The 12,571-nt window shown below is 47.1% G+C and carries 18 protein-coding genes and 1 tRNA gene; 3 read left to right on the forward strand and 16 right to left on the reverse strand.

Features of this window, described 5'->3' with window-relative positions; genetic code table 11:
• Positions 1-84: 84 nt before the first annotated feature.
• The 3 genes from D0A37_RS02545 to nadA form a co-directional block, all read right to left on the reverse strand.
• Positions 85-801, reverse strand: a complete 717-nt coding sequence (locus tag D0A37_RS02545; RefSeq protein WP_242720657.1) for a TIGR04283 family arsenosugar biosynthesis glycosyltransferase — start codon at positions 799-801, stop codon at positions 85-87.
• Between the two features lie 404 nt (positions 802-1,205).
• The gene (locus D0A37_RS02550; protein WP_242720659.1) at positions 1,206-1,838 is read right to left on the reverse strand and encodes a TIGR04282 family arsenosugar biosynthesis glycosyltransferase; all 633 of its coding nucleotides are present in this window, start codon (positions 1,836-1,838) and stop codon (positions 1,206-1,208) included.
• A 174-nt stretch (positions 1,839-2,012) separates the two neighbouring features.
• Positions 2,013-2,981 (reverse strand): quinolinate synthase NadA, encoded by a 969-nt coding sequence (gene nadA / locus D0A37_RS02555; RefSeq protein ID WP_242720661.1) that lies wholly within the window; start codon positions 2,979-2,981, stop codon positions 2,013-2,015.
• Positions 2,982-3,192: 211 nt separating this feature from the next.
• Between nadA and D0A37_RS02560 the strand changes: the two genes are divergently transcribed.
• Together D0A37_RS02560 and D0A37_RS02565 are read left to right on the forward strand one after the other, a co-directional pair.
• The gene (locus D0A37_RS02560; protein WP_242720663.1) at positions 3,193-4,110 is read left to right on the forward strand and encodes a TIGR04168 family protein; all 918 of its coding nucleotides are present in this window, start codon (positions 3,193-3,195) and stop codon (positions 4,108-4,110) included.
• A gap of 34 nt (positions 4,111-4,144) precedes the next feature.
• Positions 4,145-4,231, forward strand: a tRNA-Ser gene (locus D0A37_RS02565).
• A 78-nt stretch (positions 4,232-4,309) separates the two neighbouring features.
• Here the strand turns inward: D0A37_RS02565 and D0A37_RS02570 are convergent.
• The 3 genes from D0A37_RS02570 to D0A37_RS02580 all read right to left on the reverse strand — a co-directional run bounded on the left by D0A37_RS02570 (position 4,310) and on the right by D0A37_RS02580 (position 5,497).
• Positions 4,310-4,582, reverse strand: coding sequence for a flagellar alpha dynein (locus tag D0A37_RS02570; protein WP_242720665.1), 273 nt, complete (start codon positions 4,580-4,582; stop codon positions 4,310-4,312).
• 32 nt (positions 4,583-4,614) lie between these two features.
• Positions 4,615-4,944, reverse strand: coding sequence for a hypothetical protein (locus D0A37_RS02575; RefSeq protein WP_242720667.1), 330 nt, complete (start codon positions 4,942-4,944; stop codon positions 4,615-4,617).
• A 121-nt stretch (positions 4,945-5,065) separates the two neighbouring features.
• Positions 5,066-5,497, reverse strand: a complete 432-nt coding sequence (locus D0A37_RS02580) for a hypothetical protein (RefSeq protein ID WP_242720669.1) — start codon at positions 5,495-5,497, stop codon at positions 5,066-5,068.
• Positions 5,498-5,706: 209 nt separating this feature from the next.
• Between D0A37_RS02580 and D0A37_RS02585 the strand changes: the two genes are divergently transcribed.
• Positions 5,707-7,017: an IS701 family transposase gene (locus D0A37_RS02585; protein WP_242720671.1), complete on the forward strand. Its 1,311-nt coding sequence runs from the start codon at positions 5,707-5,709 to the stop codon at positions 7,015-7,017.
• Here the strand turns inward: D0A37_RS02585 and D0A37_RS02590 are convergent.
• The 10 genes from D0A37_RS02590 to D0A37_RS02635 form a co-directional block, all read right to left on the reverse strand.
• Entirely contained in the window at positions 6,993-8,162 is a 1,170-nt protein-coding gene (locus D0A37_RS02590; protein WP_242720673.1) for a DUF5906 domain-containing protein, read from the reverse strand. The genes D0A37_RS02585 and D0A37_RS02590 overlap by 25 nt on opposite strands.
• 342 nt (positions 8,163-8,504) lie before the next feature.
• A complete protein-coding gene (locus D0A37_RS02595; RefSeq protein WP_242720674.1) occupies positions 8,505-9,206 on the reverse strand; it encodes a DUF3854 domain-containing protein in 702 nt (233 codons plus the stop codon).
• 127 nt (positions 9,207-9,333) lie between these two features.
• The gene (locus D0A37_RS02600) at positions 9,334-9,624 is read right to left on the reverse strand and encodes a hypothetical protein (RefSeq protein WP_242720676.1); all 291 of its coding nucleotides are present in this window, start codon (positions 9,622-9,624) and stop codon (positions 9,334-9,336) included.
• Between the two features lie 388 nt (positions 9,625-10,012).
• Positions 10,013-10,285, reverse strand: a complete 273-nt coding sequence (locus D0A37_RS02605) for a hypothetical protein (protein WP_242720678.1) — start codon at positions 10,283-10,285, stop codon at positions 10,013-10,015.
• Positions 10,278-10,823 carry a hypothetical protein gene (locus tag D0A37_RS02610; RefSeq protein ID WP_242720680.1) on the reverse strand — a complete coding sequence of 182 codons (546 nt, stop codon included), beginning with the start codon at positions 10,821-10,823 and terminating at the stop codon, positions 10,278-10,280. Before D0A37_RS02610 ends, D0A37_RS02605 begins: the two co-directional genes overlap by 8 nt.
• Positions 10,814-11,077 carry a hypothetical protein gene (locus D0A37_RS02615; RefSeq protein ID WP_242720682.1) on the reverse strand — a complete coding sequence of 88 codons (264 nt, stop codon included), beginning with the start codon at positions 11,075-11,077 and terminating at the stop codon, positions 10,814-10,816. The genes D0A37_RS02610 and D0A37_RS02615 overlap by 10 nt, the downstream gene beginning before the upstream one ends.
• Positions 11,077-11,325 carry a hypothetical protein gene (locus tag D0A37_RS02620; protein ID WP_242720684.1) on the reverse strand — a complete coding sequence of 83 codons (249 nt, stop codon included), beginning with the start codon at positions 11,323-11,325 and terminating at the stop codon, positions 11,077-11,079. The genes D0A37_RS02615 and D0A37_RS02620 overlap by 1 nt, the downstream gene beginning before the upstream one ends.
• A complete protein-coding gene (locus D0A37_RS02625; protein WP_242720686.1) occupies positions 11,322-11,543 on the reverse strand; it encodes a hypothetical protein in 222 nt (73 codons plus the stop codon). Before D0A37_RS02625 ends, D0A37_RS02620 begins: the two co-directional genes overlap by 4 nt.
• The gene (locus D0A37_RS02630) at positions 11,543-12,052 is read right to left on the reverse strand and encodes a hypothetical protein (RefSeq protein WP_242720688.1); all 510 of its coding nucleotides are present in this window, start codon (positions 12,050-12,052) and stop codon (positions 11,543-11,545) included. Before D0A37_RS02630 ends, D0A37_RS02625 begins: the two co-directional genes overlap by 1 nt.
• On the reverse strand, positions 12,049-12,546 hold the full coding sequence (locus D0A37_RS02635) for a hypothetical protein (protein ID WP_242720690.1): 498 nt from the start codon (positions 12,544-12,546) through the stop codon (positions 12,049-12,051). The genes D0A37_RS02630 and D0A37_RS02635 overlap by 4 nt, the downstream gene beginning before the upstream one ends.
• Between the last annotated feature and the right edge of the window lie 25 nt (positions 12,547-12,571).

Consider the following 12,571-nt stretch of genomic DNA (forward strand, 5'->3'; position numbering starts at 1 on the left):
TGAGGCGTTCAAGTCATATTTTACGCAGGGACGTGTTTCCTATTTGCATAATTGGCAGCAAGCTTTAGAAAAGTTCACTATTCTTTAGTTTTTGGAAGAATTTTTCTTTTGCCTCTTATACCAGAAAGCGAGTCGATCGGGCGACACTCCCAGGTAATAAGCGATGATTACTATTTGATTAATGGCGGTGGTTTTGATCACCCCAAGCTGCTGCCAGCGACGGGCGGATGTCAGCACAGGGTGAGGTACTATTTCGATGCGGCCTTGTTTTTTCAACCGATGCACCAATTGAAAGTCTTCCATGAGGGGCAAGTCGGGAAAACCGCCGATTTGGTCAAAGGTAGCTGCGTTGAGGAAAAGGGCTTGATCGCCGTAGGGCATTTGCAGAAACTTCGATCGCCAGTTTACCCCTTTTTCTACCAGCCGGAGGCTGAGCCTGCGGGCGTCAATCTTGAGTTCAAAGGCCCCCGCTATGGTGGATTCGTTAGCTAGTGCCCGACGCGCATAAGAGTCGTACCCACGGGGCAAAAGAGTATCTGCGTGGAGAAACAGCAATATCTCTCCTGTAGCAGCAGCAGCACCTGCATTCATTTGGGTGGCGCGGCCTGGGGCGGTGGAGATAACTCGCACGCCCCAAGATTTTGCTATATCTGCTGTACCGTCGCTGCTGCCGCCGTCGGCGACAATTATTTCGACATTTTTAGCCTCAAGGGCGGTGGAGATGACTGGGGCAATTGTAGATGCTTCGTTTAAGACTGGAATGATAAGGGAAATTTTGAGATTGGGATTTTCTGGCGACATACAGAATTAAGCAGCCCGTGAGAGAGGGCGGGTTTTGTACAAAGCTTATCTGTTATTTAGCCAATTTTTTACGTCGCGATCTCCCTTACATTGGGGCTTAACCTGGGAGGGGGAGTTTTGTACAAAGCAAAGCTTTTATGTGCTAATTTTTTACGCGGGGCCAGCGCCTACATTAGGCTTTCCTCTGGGCGGGTTTTGTACAAAGCTTATTGGTTATTTGCTAATTTATTTGTTAATTTTTGGCTTGTTCTCGCGCCTGGGACTATTGTCCCAAGCGCTGTCTAACCACTACTGATATTCAGCATTTGGTTAGACAAATACACTTACTATATTATGGCTTTCTGGTTTAATAATCAAGTATTTTTGTCAAATTATATATTACAATTCCTAATAAGTGAGAAACGTTAAATAGACTTTAGTTCTTTCAATATATTAATATCTAAACCGAGGAGGTCTTCTGGTATATCGATATCTGCCAGAGTGGGAAGATAAGCAATTTTGAGGTCAAGCTTTTGCGCGATCGCCCGCGTACAAGCAAATACTTCACTGGTTCCCCAGTTAATGCCGCCGAACAATTCGGGTATCGATCGCCGCAACCCGATCAGATAATAACCTCCGTCTGCTGCGGGGCCCAAAACTACATCGTGCTGGCTCAGTTCCTCAAAAGCTTGTGCCATGATTTCGGCTTTCAAATCAGGACAATCTGTACCGATTATTGCAGTTTTTTCAACCCCTGAATTAAAAGATTTTTCAAACGCTGCTGTCATTCTTACGCCCAAATCGCCGTCTATTTGATTTTGACAAGAAATATCACTTCCCAACCACTCTTGCATCAGTTGTTGGCTGCCGCCGGCTCGGTAAATTTCTACCGATAATCGGCGGGATTTTTCGAGAGAGAGAGCGCAGGCGATCGTTCGTTGGGCCATCAAGCGGTGAAGGTTGGCAGCACCTGCTTTTCCCAGCACCGGAATAAGTCGAGTTTTGGTTGTTCCCGGTTCTGGATAGCGAGTGAAAACAATCAGTTTTTCGGGCATCATTTATCGTTGATGAGTTTTCAAGGAAGGAACCTCAGAGGCGTAGAGGAAGAGAAGAGAAAGAGTTGATAACTACTTCACAGATTGCCGATCGAGGTTGGTGGGTTAGGCAATGACTTAATTTAATCGCCGCGCCCAACCCACCACACAATAAATTTACTTAACAATAGCCAGCGGTTAGCTCATTTCTAGCATTCGCTGGATCGGCTGCAAGGCTGCTAGTTGAATATCGAGGGGCATGGTAATTTCGGGGGTTTGATTTTTTAGTGATAGATACAATTTTTCCAAGGTATTTAATCTCATGTGCGGGCATTCGTTGCAAGCACAGTTATTATTGGTTGAAGGAGCGGGGATGAAGCGTTTGTGCGGAGCTTGCTTTTGCATTTGGTGAATGATTCCCGGTTCAGTCGCGACAATAAAAGCTTGGCTGGAAGAGGTTTGAGAATATTGGAGCAAAGCGGTGGTGGAGCCGATGTAATTGGCGTGGCGCAGCACGGGAGGTTCGCATTCTGGGTGGGCAATTATTTCTGCTTCGGGATTTTCGATTTTGAGTTGAACTATCTTTTTTTCTGAGAAGTTTTCGTGGACGATGCAGGCTCCTTGCCAAATCTCCATGTTTCTACCTGTTTGTTCCATGACGTAGCGGCCGAGATTGCGATCGGGCCCAAAAATTATCGGCTGATTTTCGGGAATTTGGTTGACAATTTTAACCGCGTTAGAACTGGTGCAAATTATATCGCTCATTGCCTTAATTGCGGCGGTACAATTAATGTAGGAAATTACTAAATGTCCTGGTCGAGCGGCTTTGAAAGCTGCAAAGGCTTCGGGAGGGCAACTGTCGGCGAGGGAACACCCAGCATTTAAGTCTGGCAACAATACTAATTTGTCGGGATTGAGAATTTTTGCGGTTTCAGCCATGAAATGAACTCCCGCAAAAACTATGACATCGGCGCTGGTGTTGGCGGCTTTGCGGGCAAGTTCTAGGGAGTCGCCAATGAAGTCTGCGATGTCTTGAATGTCGGAGTCTTGGTAATAGTGGGCGAGAATGACGGCGTTCAACTCTTGTTTGAGGGCGTTAATTGCTGCAAACAAGTCGTTGGGCAGTCGGGTTTGAGTAAAGTTCGGAGCAGGTGCGGTGGTAAACACAGTTAGAATATTCCGGGGAAGGTGGCGAAGACAGCTAAAGTGTATTTTGAATTATAGTTGAATTCACCAAAAAGTGCTGGCTGTTCAGTGGAGCCCGTCTAAAATCTCAAATCTCAAATCCAAAATATGCTGCGGGAGAGTGCAAAAATTGGTCGCTGTTTCTTATGCTGAGTAAGAAGGGGCTAGGGATTGATCGCACATAACAAATGAAATGAATAAAGCTAAATCTATCAAAATTGCGGTGGTGGGGGATGTTCACGATCGCTGGGAACCTGAAGACGGCGAGGCCCTGAAGCATCTGGGCGTTGATTTGGTGCTGTTTGTGGGGGATTTTGGCAATGAGTCGGTGGAGGTGGTGCGGGCGATCGCCCAATTGGACATTCCGAAAGCAGCGGTGTTTGGGAACCACGACGCTTGGTACACGGCGACAGAGTGGGGCCGCAGTCAGTGCCCTTACGATCGCACTCAAGAAAATTGGGTAAAACAGCAGTTAGATTTAATGGGAGAAGCTCACGTCGGTTACCGGAAGCGTGATTTTCCAGAATTGGGCGTAACTGTGGTGGGAAGCCGCCCGTTTACTTGGGGGGGCTCGGAGTGGAAGTACGGGGATTTTTACTCGGAGTGGTTTGGGGTAGAGAGTTTTGAAGAGTCAGCGCGACGCATTGCAGAAGCTGCAGCGGAGGCGCACTGCGAAAATGTGATTTTTTTGGGTCACACGGGCCCGACGGGGTTGGGAGAGGCTCCTGAAGACCCCTGCGGGCGAGATTGGAAGCCGCTGGGAGGGGATTGGGGCGACCCGGATTTTGCCGAGGCGATCGATCGAACTCGTACCACAGGAAAGCACATACCGCTGGTAACTTTTGGTCATATGCACCACAAACTGCGGCACACCAAGCACGAGTTGCGGAAGTCGCTGCAGGTGAGTGCGGAGGGTACAGTTTATTTGAATGCGGCCAGCGTACCGCGAATTGTGGAGAGAGAGTGCTCGAAACTGCGGAATTTCTCGATCGTCCTGCTGGAAAATGGCTCGGTATCGGAAGTGTCTTTGGTTTGGCTGGGGGCGGATTTTGCGGTGGGCTTAGAACAAATTCTTTATCGGCGCACTGAATCTGCGGCTATTTGTAGTTAGAGACAATTGCTGGTATGATAAAATTTATGCACCCGGAGAGGTGGCAGAGTGGTCGAATGCGCTCGACTTGAAATCGAGTGTGGCAGTGATGTCACCGTGGGTTCAAATCCCACCCTCTCCGCTTGATAATTCTCTTGTCTATCAAGGGTTTCACGTTAATTACATAACAAGAAAAACCGTTTTCCGCTCAACTTTCGCGCTAATGGTTTTCTAATATTTCCAAAACCGCCTCCATATCTGCCAAGTTTGCGCCGGACTTTTTGCGCCGCGCTTTCAACTGGTTGAGCAGGTCGGCCGGCTCTGGGAATTCTGCGACGGTCGGAGCTGAGTTTTTATTTGCTTCCCGATCGCGCCGCGCTTCCTTGAGCTCTTGCTCCAACATCTGCACCTTCAGTCCTAAATCGCCGTTGCGCTCGTGTAACTGATTCAGTTCTGCATCCCATTCTGTAAGTTGCTTGTTGGCCGCTTTCAATTCCTGCCTGAGCGATTCATCGTTGCCATCGCTCAGGCACTCAATTTTCCCAGCCGTTCCTCAATGGCGGCCATACGCTCCATCACGGGGTCAAGACTTGAACTTACAGCCTTGTCTACAATGTCTACAATATCTGTAGACACGACGCTATCATTGCTTCGTGTAGACAAATTTGTAGACGGTGTAGACACAATATCGTTACTTGCTGTAGACAGTGCAGACACCGCTGTAGACGTGCCTGAGACTTCCTTGAGAATGCGTTGTGCAGCTTGACTTACCGACTCACCCTCTAGCCTCTGAGCTTCTATCCAGTTCAGGAAGTGACCGGAAGCTCTAAACGATACGACTTGACTTTGACTCATTGTAGACACCTGTATACAGTATTTGTCTACAATAACTGACAACTGTCTACACTGTCAACAAATTGTCTACAAAACTTGTAGACACAAAAATCCCCCAGTTAAGGGGGATGAGATTTAGCCGTTAGTCAGCGACTTCCAAGTCCTTGGGGTTCAGCCATGTAGTAAAACTTCCATCAGGTTTGAGGCAAGTAATCTCTTTGTATTTGCTGATTGCATCCACCACCAACTCTAGGCCCGCTAGCTGTTCAGCGTATTTTGTGCCGATGTAACGGACTCGCAGTCCTTTCTTGGCTTCTACAGTCTTGGGCTGGGTTAGCATTTCCACCAACTTTTGCCGCTCGCTGTCGGTAAGTTGAGAGAGTAAATTACACACTTCCGCAAAAGGTGAGGAAATTGAGTTACCTGAGTTACCACCGCTCTGTGCAAGGGTTTGTGAGTTACCAACTGAGTTACCAATATTTTCTGGTAACTCAGTTGGTAACTCTGTAACGCTTACTGTGTCTACTGGTAACTCTGGTAACTCAATTTTGTGAGTTAGTTGGAGATTTTGCACAAAGTTAACTCCAAGCAAGTATTTTTGTCCCTTTCTCCCTATTTCATCACGTCCGTTGTATCGGTGAATTTGTACTTTAGGAAAAATCTCGCACAACCTTGCATACAACTGGTTTACAGCCTTTACGGGGGCGTCATACTTGTTAGCCCTCTTTTGTCACTCTCGTGGTAGTATAAGCAGTGACACACCCCAAAAGCATTGCCAGTCCTATGGTAGAGCCTCGTAAACCAGTACCCACAGTCAAATTTATAGATGAATACTGTCAAATTTACCAAAACATATTTCCAGAAGTTAGGAGCTTTGAAGCTTTTAAGTACTTACATATCGGTATGATATCGGACATAAAACGCAAAACACTACCATCAATAGCGAAAGTTATAGGGCTAGATAATCATCAAGGATTACACCATTTTTTAACACAATCACCTTGGGATGTACAAGAATTAAGTCAGCAACGATTAGAATTAATATTATATGTACTTCAAGGGCGCCCAATAGTACTAATAATTGATGAAACCGGAGATAAAAAAAAGGGGGATGCGACTGATTATGTAAAACGACAGTACATTGGAAATTTAGGTAAAACAGATAATGGTATCGTTGCAGTTACAGCGTATGGTGTTTTATCTGGCATGACTTTTCCTCTATTATTTGAAGTTTATAAACCTAGAGAAAGACTGCAACCAGGAGATCAATACCTAACTAAACCTGAAATTGCAGCGAAAATGATCAAACAATTGCGTGCGATGGGATTTAAATTTAATCTTGTCCTAGCAGATAGTTTATACGGAGAGAGCAGTAAAAATTTTATTCAAATACTAGATGAATTGAATCTAAATTTTATTGTGGCAATTCGCTCTAACCACAAAGCATGGGGAGTTACAGACGCGAAAGTCAAATATTCAGAGTGGCAAAGATTCAAACGTGTCTTCTCTGATTTAAGCTCGGAAGACAGATATATAAGAGAGATTATTTGTGGTGATAATCCGGAAATTAAATATTGGCAAATCACAACTGATAAAGAGGAGCTTCCCAAAAACACTACTTGGTATGTAATGAGTAAATTTCCCAACATTACACCCAGAGACGTAGGTAATTTTTATGGTTTAAGAACTTGGGTAGAATATGGTTTGAAGCAAAGTAAAAACGAATTAGGATGGGCAGATTTTCGCTTAACTAATTATCCACAAATAGAAAAATGGTGGGAAATTATTTTTAGCGCTTATTTGATGGTTAGCCTCCACTCTGAACAACTGCTAAAATTACCACCACAATCTGAATCTAATTTTTCATCACATCCTTGGTGGGATAAAGGAAAGGGGTGGAAGAATATTCTTAACAACCTCCGTTTAATACTTCAACCATTTGTACTATTTAACTTTATTAAACCTTGGCTACAAGTTTTTACTGTTCCTAAGTTATCCGAGGGCTTTTTTAAGCTTCAAATGCTTGTCAATAATTTAACTCGTTCAATTTTTCAAAACCTCAATATCCCTTATGGCAAGTTTTCCTCTGCGTAGAGTGACAAAAGAGGGTTAGAGAGCTCGTTCCAAACCAGTTTGGGCTTTTTCTTCTCCCCACTGTCCTCAATCTCTAAAATCCCAGATTCCACATACCAGTCCTGCAACCGCTGCCACAAATCCGTAACCCAAACACGGCCACCAGCCTGAACCTCCAAACCAACCTCGCGGGCAAACTGCCACAAGTGCCGGCTCTCTTCCTGAGCTTCCCGCATCGCCTCACGGGTTGCCTTATAGTCAATGCCCTCGGTCAGCAGCAGTGGCAACCGCTCCAGCATCTTGTTAAGCATCGCCGGCGCAATCCGCTCAAGGATAAAGTTCTCGTCATCCTTGAAACGCGGGTCAGCCTCTAATTCACCCTGAGACGAGTCAGCGTTACGCTTGTAGGTTTTTTCAAATTTCAAGATGCCGTAGCGGTCATCAATTGCAGCCGTTCCCCCAGTGATAGAGGGTAGTTTGTTGCAGTTGGCAAAAAAGGTAGCAACAGGCTTGTATTCGTAACTGTCCTTACCTTTGGGTTCAATATCAATCGGGTCGCCAGTAATGAACTGTTTAAGGCTCTGGATGTTGTCCAGGTCTACTTTTGACGTGTTCTCAGAAGCCCAGTTACAGACACCCCCTAAAACACCCGACAGATTGAACTTGCGGCCATTATCGTAGGACTTGAAATCCGACAGCGACTTGTTAGTCATTCCCCGCCCGAATACAGCAGCCAAAACAGCTCGCAGCGTATCCTTGCCGTTAGACCCCTCGCCGTAGCACAGCAAACCTTTAACGCCCCGCCCCGTCAATTTTGAGCGCACCAGTTTGAGGTTCAATGCAGCAGCAGCAGTTCTCAGGAATATCTCACGCTGTGCCGGCTCAAGACACTCCAACAGGCGATCGCAATCCGTCGCGTCAATGTCGGGGTCATACGTGCAGCCGACATAGGTATAGATATTCTTGGGGTCATGTGGAACAAGCGAGTGAGAGCCATCAGGATTGATTTTCAGCACCCCTTTAGTAGTGTTCAACCCATCAGGATTGATGGTATTAGGGTCTACTGCCACAGCCGAGAGCATATAAGTGTAGACCTCGTTGAAACTGGCAGAGTTGGCACGGTTGCAACGATATTTCCCGTTCACTAATTCAGAGTAGGTGCTCAACCACTCAAGGATGCGTCGCTTCTCGGTCACTTCCGGTCGCAGCTCGTAATGAGTCCCGGTGAACTCAAAAAGCTGTCCTGCTATGGATACCCAAGGCGCGCCAGAGTACAGCGCCTCGACAGCTTTTTGGATGTAGTTTCGCTCTGGAGTCGGTGCAGTGTCTGGGATGTAGTCTCTTTCACTACTGGCATACTTCTGGCATACTACTTCTTCTCGCGTGCGCGGGTGAGAAGTAGAAGAATTATGAGAGGTTGAAGCGTCAATTTTGCGATCGCCTTTCTTAAGCTGTTTTTCCCACTTGGCTAGAGTTTGCGCGCTCGCTACAGCCTCCTTGAATGCCTCTCACCCCTTAGCTTTGATGAAATCATCCATCCCTTTGAATTGCGTATCCCAAACAGTGATGTGTACCTCACACCCGCACTCAACCAACAAGCGACCAAACTTCAAAATGGCTGCACGACAAGACGGATTGGCCGCATAGTCGGAGTCAAAGTCTATGTAGTGGACGGTTTCGGGTTGTGCCCACTCCTTCACAAAGTGCGCTAATTCCCCATCTTTGCCCCAGTTCCACACGCCTGTTAGGGCAATGGTTGCAAGCCCAATGCTCAACCCAGCCCCTGCTTTTTTAGTTCCCTCAGTCCAATGGCGAACGATGGACTTATCAGCGTGAACCTTCGCCCAGTAGTCTTTGTCAGGCATTGCAAGGAATATAGCGTCGGGTACCATGCCGCTACCTGTGAGGTATTTGCGTGGCTTAGAACCTTCTGGCTGATGTGGCTTGTCTGGCTTGCCTTGGCCGTACCAGTTGCCGACCCGTTCACCAGTTTTCCAAAGGACACCGCGACACCACCAGCCCCCCATTTTAATGGGTTCCTTTGGACGGATGCGCTCGTTGAATTCTTTGACGGTCAGCGATTCGATGTTGAGGGAGGCGATCGCTTCTGATACTGCTGAGCCTTCAACCCATTCAGCCAAGTGTTTCGGGATAAAAGGATTTAAATTTTGAGATGCAAAACTCGACCCTAAAGGGTATGATGTATTCACGAGTTTACGGCTCACCGCCTGGTGAGTGTGAATCCAAAGACCGCTGACATCAGGTTCCAATTGCTGGCAGCGGTTTTTTGGCGTTTACAGTTTGAAAATTTAGAGCTAGACAGGTGGAACCGCTCCGCTAACAGATGAGTGCTGCGGATGCGGGTAGGCTGTCGTTGCGAGCCACACCTATCAAGCCATTGCAGAATTTAGGGATAAGAAGAAGATTTTTTAAAAGTTGGGCGAAGCGCTTGCATTCCTCCGAGAGGATCGTAAACTTTATCCACGCCAACTCTTCCGCCTCAATATGACCAGCCCTGGGAAACCGCCCGCCCCAAAAATGCTTGAGAAACCACCGCAACCATATCCGCCACTCTCGGCGGATTTGTGCTTTTTCTTTGGGCGTAAGTGGTCTCAGAATGGGTCTCATAGGGATATTTTACGTTGGTGGCTTACTTTATCCCAAGGCAAAATTTAGCTGGTACACTTGTTAACTTTCGCGAAACCTATTAGGTTTCGTGGGAAATAACGCTAAAAAACGAGGCTGTGTAAGGGCTTCAAATTGGGCTAGGTCAGAAGCGATCAACTTTTTCAACTAAGCGTTTATACTCAGCCTCAGCAGGGTTGAGCCAAAAGGGTGAGTCTCGGCAGTGCATAACCTCAACACCTCAACTCACTCCCCTTTGTTCGGCCACTACCGATCGCCCTGACCTCCCAAAACCGCATCCCAAAATTTAGGTTGTGGCTAAGTTTGATCAAACCTATTAGGTTTGACGGGAAAAAACGTTAAACAACGGTTCCCCACTAAGCGTTTGTACTCACTCTCTTTGACCTCCCAAAACCGCATCCCAAGGTCGAGGTTGTGGTTCCCCTGGTGTTGGCGGCGGGACTGCTGCCCCCAGTTGAGGCAATTGCAAGTCGTTGAGATAGTAAGCGTACTGATTCTCTTCCCCCCGTTGCGGGTAGAACTTGCCGTTAGTTTTCCAGAAGAAATCCTTGCCTCGCAAAACTGCCAATACTAACTCTATCTCTGACTTAGTGCCAGTCAATCTTAGGGCTGCTGTAGTTGGTATGTTTGGCAGTTTAGTCATTGTTTGCCCCCTCAAATTGATTGAGTAAATCTTGCAATTTTGCCTTGCCTTCGGAGAATTTACGCCCTCCCATCTTGAGGACATTTTCGACAATCCAAGTGGGTGACTTACCCGCTTCCCTTGACTTACAAACTTCCAAGTATATAGGGTAATCGGGATGCTCGGAAGGGGAAGCAGTATCCTGTAAGTCGCTGCTATATATAGCTTCCAGTGCCTTCCGGCTCTCTTCCACATCAAGCCCAGGGCTTGTCAAAATAAGTTCGGCTTCCTGCTGTCTTTGTTGCTGGGAAACATAAGCAGAGGTCGAGATTTCATCCACCACATCAGCAGTGATTGCTCGCTTTTTAATTGCCTCAATTTCCCCTTGCTCAGACAGTTCGCGGGCGATGTTGCCAGCGGACACTGCACAAGCAATTGCAGCGCACAAACTGACACCTTGCAGCGCTTTGTGGCTGTCTAGCTTTTTGTCTAGTGCGGCTAGTGGAACCAACCACAGCATGACAGAAGACGCGCTCAACACAAACAGTTTTAGCTGCATAGAAACACCCCCAAACCAATCAGCAGCATCGCTAAACCGCCGACTAAAAGTGCTTGCAGGTCAGCGACTGCAATCTTGAGCAGTTTGCTCAGTGAAAAATCCAGCAGCCAACTCAATCCCCAGGCGATCGCAATTGCTGCTAATAGAAACAAAACGGCTTTCATTGCCATCGGATGCAAGCTCGCTATCCACCCCAAAAGGGAGAAAGCGACGCACCCGGCGATAAAGTAATTTGCCAAGTACATCGCTCGCATTATTTCACCTCCTGCTTGGCAAGATATTTTTCTCTGCCGTCGTAGAAAGCAATATTCTCGAAAATTGAATTTTCCATCCGAGCTTCGTACTCTTCAGGTGTCATGTAGTAGGGTTCATAAGGCTGGTCATCTTCTCCCTCCCTACATCCTTCTGAGAATTGCTGATACTTATCGAGTTCCGGTATCCAGTACCAGGACTGCGTTCCATTGAGCTTTTCGGCTACTAAAACATGGGTCAGTTTGCTCATTTTCTGCCTCCTAGCACTGCATCCCACGGGCGGGGCTGGGGGGTCGGTTTGGCTGGAGGGCGGAAATTCTTCAGGGTATAAGAATAGCGGTCGCGACCAAAAGGGGAATTTTTTATCTTCTCAAAATCACTAAGCTCAAACGTGAACCCGTGAACCCTTAAGGCTTCTATTGCTTCTCGCACTTCTTTTTTATTACCAGCGAGCCAGATATATTCCATTAGCTCGCACCTCCCGTCAGTTTGGCTTTAATTTCATCAATCCGAGTCCTGGCATCGCTGTCAGCCTTATCAATCCCTAAACCCAGCCGCGCATAACCGGGTCGGAGGTTATGCAACTTTTTCGCCAAACCAGCGTTAGCGCGTATCTTGCCTAGCTCATTCTCAGCAACCGCACCCTCATATTTGCGGTGCTCTTTGTGAACTGTTTTGTCAGCCACTTCAATTTTGGTCAAAGCTTTGTAAGCGCGTTTAGACTGCCGTGCACCGTCTGTTTTCTCCTTTGCCAAATCCTTCATTGCGTCCGCTTCTTCCTTCGTGAAATAGCGCGGGGCGGGAACTACGGGAACACTACGAACTGAGTCAAAGTTACCAGGATTTGATGGCGTTATAACGCTTGCGTCAGTGCTTGCCAGGACTTTTGATTTGTCGATAGCGTGTCCGCCGTCGTTGCTGGCAGTGAGTTTTCCAGCATCAGAATTGCCGCCAAAAAGGCGTAGTTGTAAGCTCATAATTTTGTCCCGATTTGAATGTTGATGCGAACTGGGGAGGGAAATAAATTCAAGGGATTGATTTGTCGCCACAAGCTCATAGCCAGCACAAACACCCCCGCCGATGCGAGCACGAGTGCGATGAGTTGCCCTAAATCAACCCAGTCTAAAAAGGTGGAATTTTGGCGGGTGAAACCGCACACAGGGAATGAACCGTCGTTAGTCCAGTCAAGGGTGTCTACACTGTCTATACCAATCTTGTCTACAGTGTCTACACGTTGTAAATCAAGCGGTTCAGGTGTTGTGTCTACAAAATTACCTGCACTGTCTACACTGTCTACATTTGCTGTGTCAAGCGATTCACCGTCAACGAGGTACAGTTCTAGCAGCGCTTCCCATGTGGCAGTTTTGCTGAGTTTTCCGAACTGTCTGGCGTCTTCATTGGTGAAGCCACGGTCAAAGGCGATCGCCTTAAGTTGGTCAATGCGACGGTAGCTGACTATGGGTTTAGTCATGGCAAAACCCCGCCAACTCAATCAT

Source organism: Microcoleus vaginatus HSN003, from assembly GCF_022701255.1.
Classification (GTDB): Bacteria; Cyanobacteriota; Cyanobacteriia; order Cyanobacteriales; family Microcoleaceae; genus Microcoleus; species Microcoleus vaginatus_B.

Bases quoted from the DNA above. Each gene is read 5' to 3' on its own strand.
- D0A37_RS02635 (WP_242720690.1), bottom strand. From the start codon at position 12,546: ATGACTAAACCCATAGTCAGCTACCGTCGCATTGACCAACTTAAGGCG.
- D0A37_RS02550 (WP_242720659.1), bottom strand. From the start codon at position 1,838: ATGATGCCCGAAAAACTGATTGTTTTCACTCGCTATCCAGAACCGGGA.
- D0A37_RS02620 (WP_242720684.1), bottom strand. From the start codon at position 11,325: ATGAGCAAACTGACCCATGTTTTAGTAGCCGAAAAGCTCAATGGAACG.
- D0A37_RS02585 (WP_242720671.1), top strand. From the start codon at position 5,707: ATGGTAGAGCCTCGTAAACCAGTACCCACAGTCAAATTTATAGATGAA.
- D0A37_RS02615 (WP_242720682.1), bottom strand. From the start codon at position 11,077: ATGCGAGCGATGTACTTGGCAAATTACTTTATCGCCGGGTGCGTCGCT.
- D0A37_RS02605 (WP_242720678.1), bottom strand. From the start codon at position 10,285: ATGACTAAACTGCCAAACATACCAACTACAGCAGCCCTAAGATTGACT.
- D0A37_RS02575 (WP_242720667.1), bottom strand. From the start codon at position 4,944: ATGAGTCAAAGTCAAGTCGTATCGTTTAGAGCTTCCGGTCACTTCCTG.
- D0A37_RS02625 (WP_242720686.1), bottom strand. From the start codon at position 11,543: ATGGAATATATCTGGCTCGCTGGTAATAAAAAAGAAGTGCGAGAAGCA.
- D0A37_RS02560 (WP_242720663.1), top strand. From the start codon at position 3,193: ATGAATAAAGCTAAATCTATCAAAATTGCGGTGGTGGGGGATGTTCAC.
- D0A37_RS02630 (WP_242720688.1), bottom strand. From the start codon at position 12,052: ATGAGCTTACAACTACGCCTTTTTGGCGGCAATTCTGATGCTGGAAAA.
- D0A37_RS02610 (WP_242720680.1), bottom strand. From the start codon at position 10,823: ATGCAGCTAAAACTGTTTGTGTTGAGCGCGTCTTCTGTCATGCTGTGG.
- D0A37_RS02600 (WP_242720676.1), bottom strand. From the start codon at position 9,624: ATGAGACCCATTCTGAGACCACTTACGCCCAAAGAAAAAGCACAAATC.
- D0A37_RS02545 (WP_242720657.1), bottom strand. From the start codon at position 801: ATGTCGCCAGAAAATCCCAATCTCAAAATTTCCCTTATCATTCCAGTC.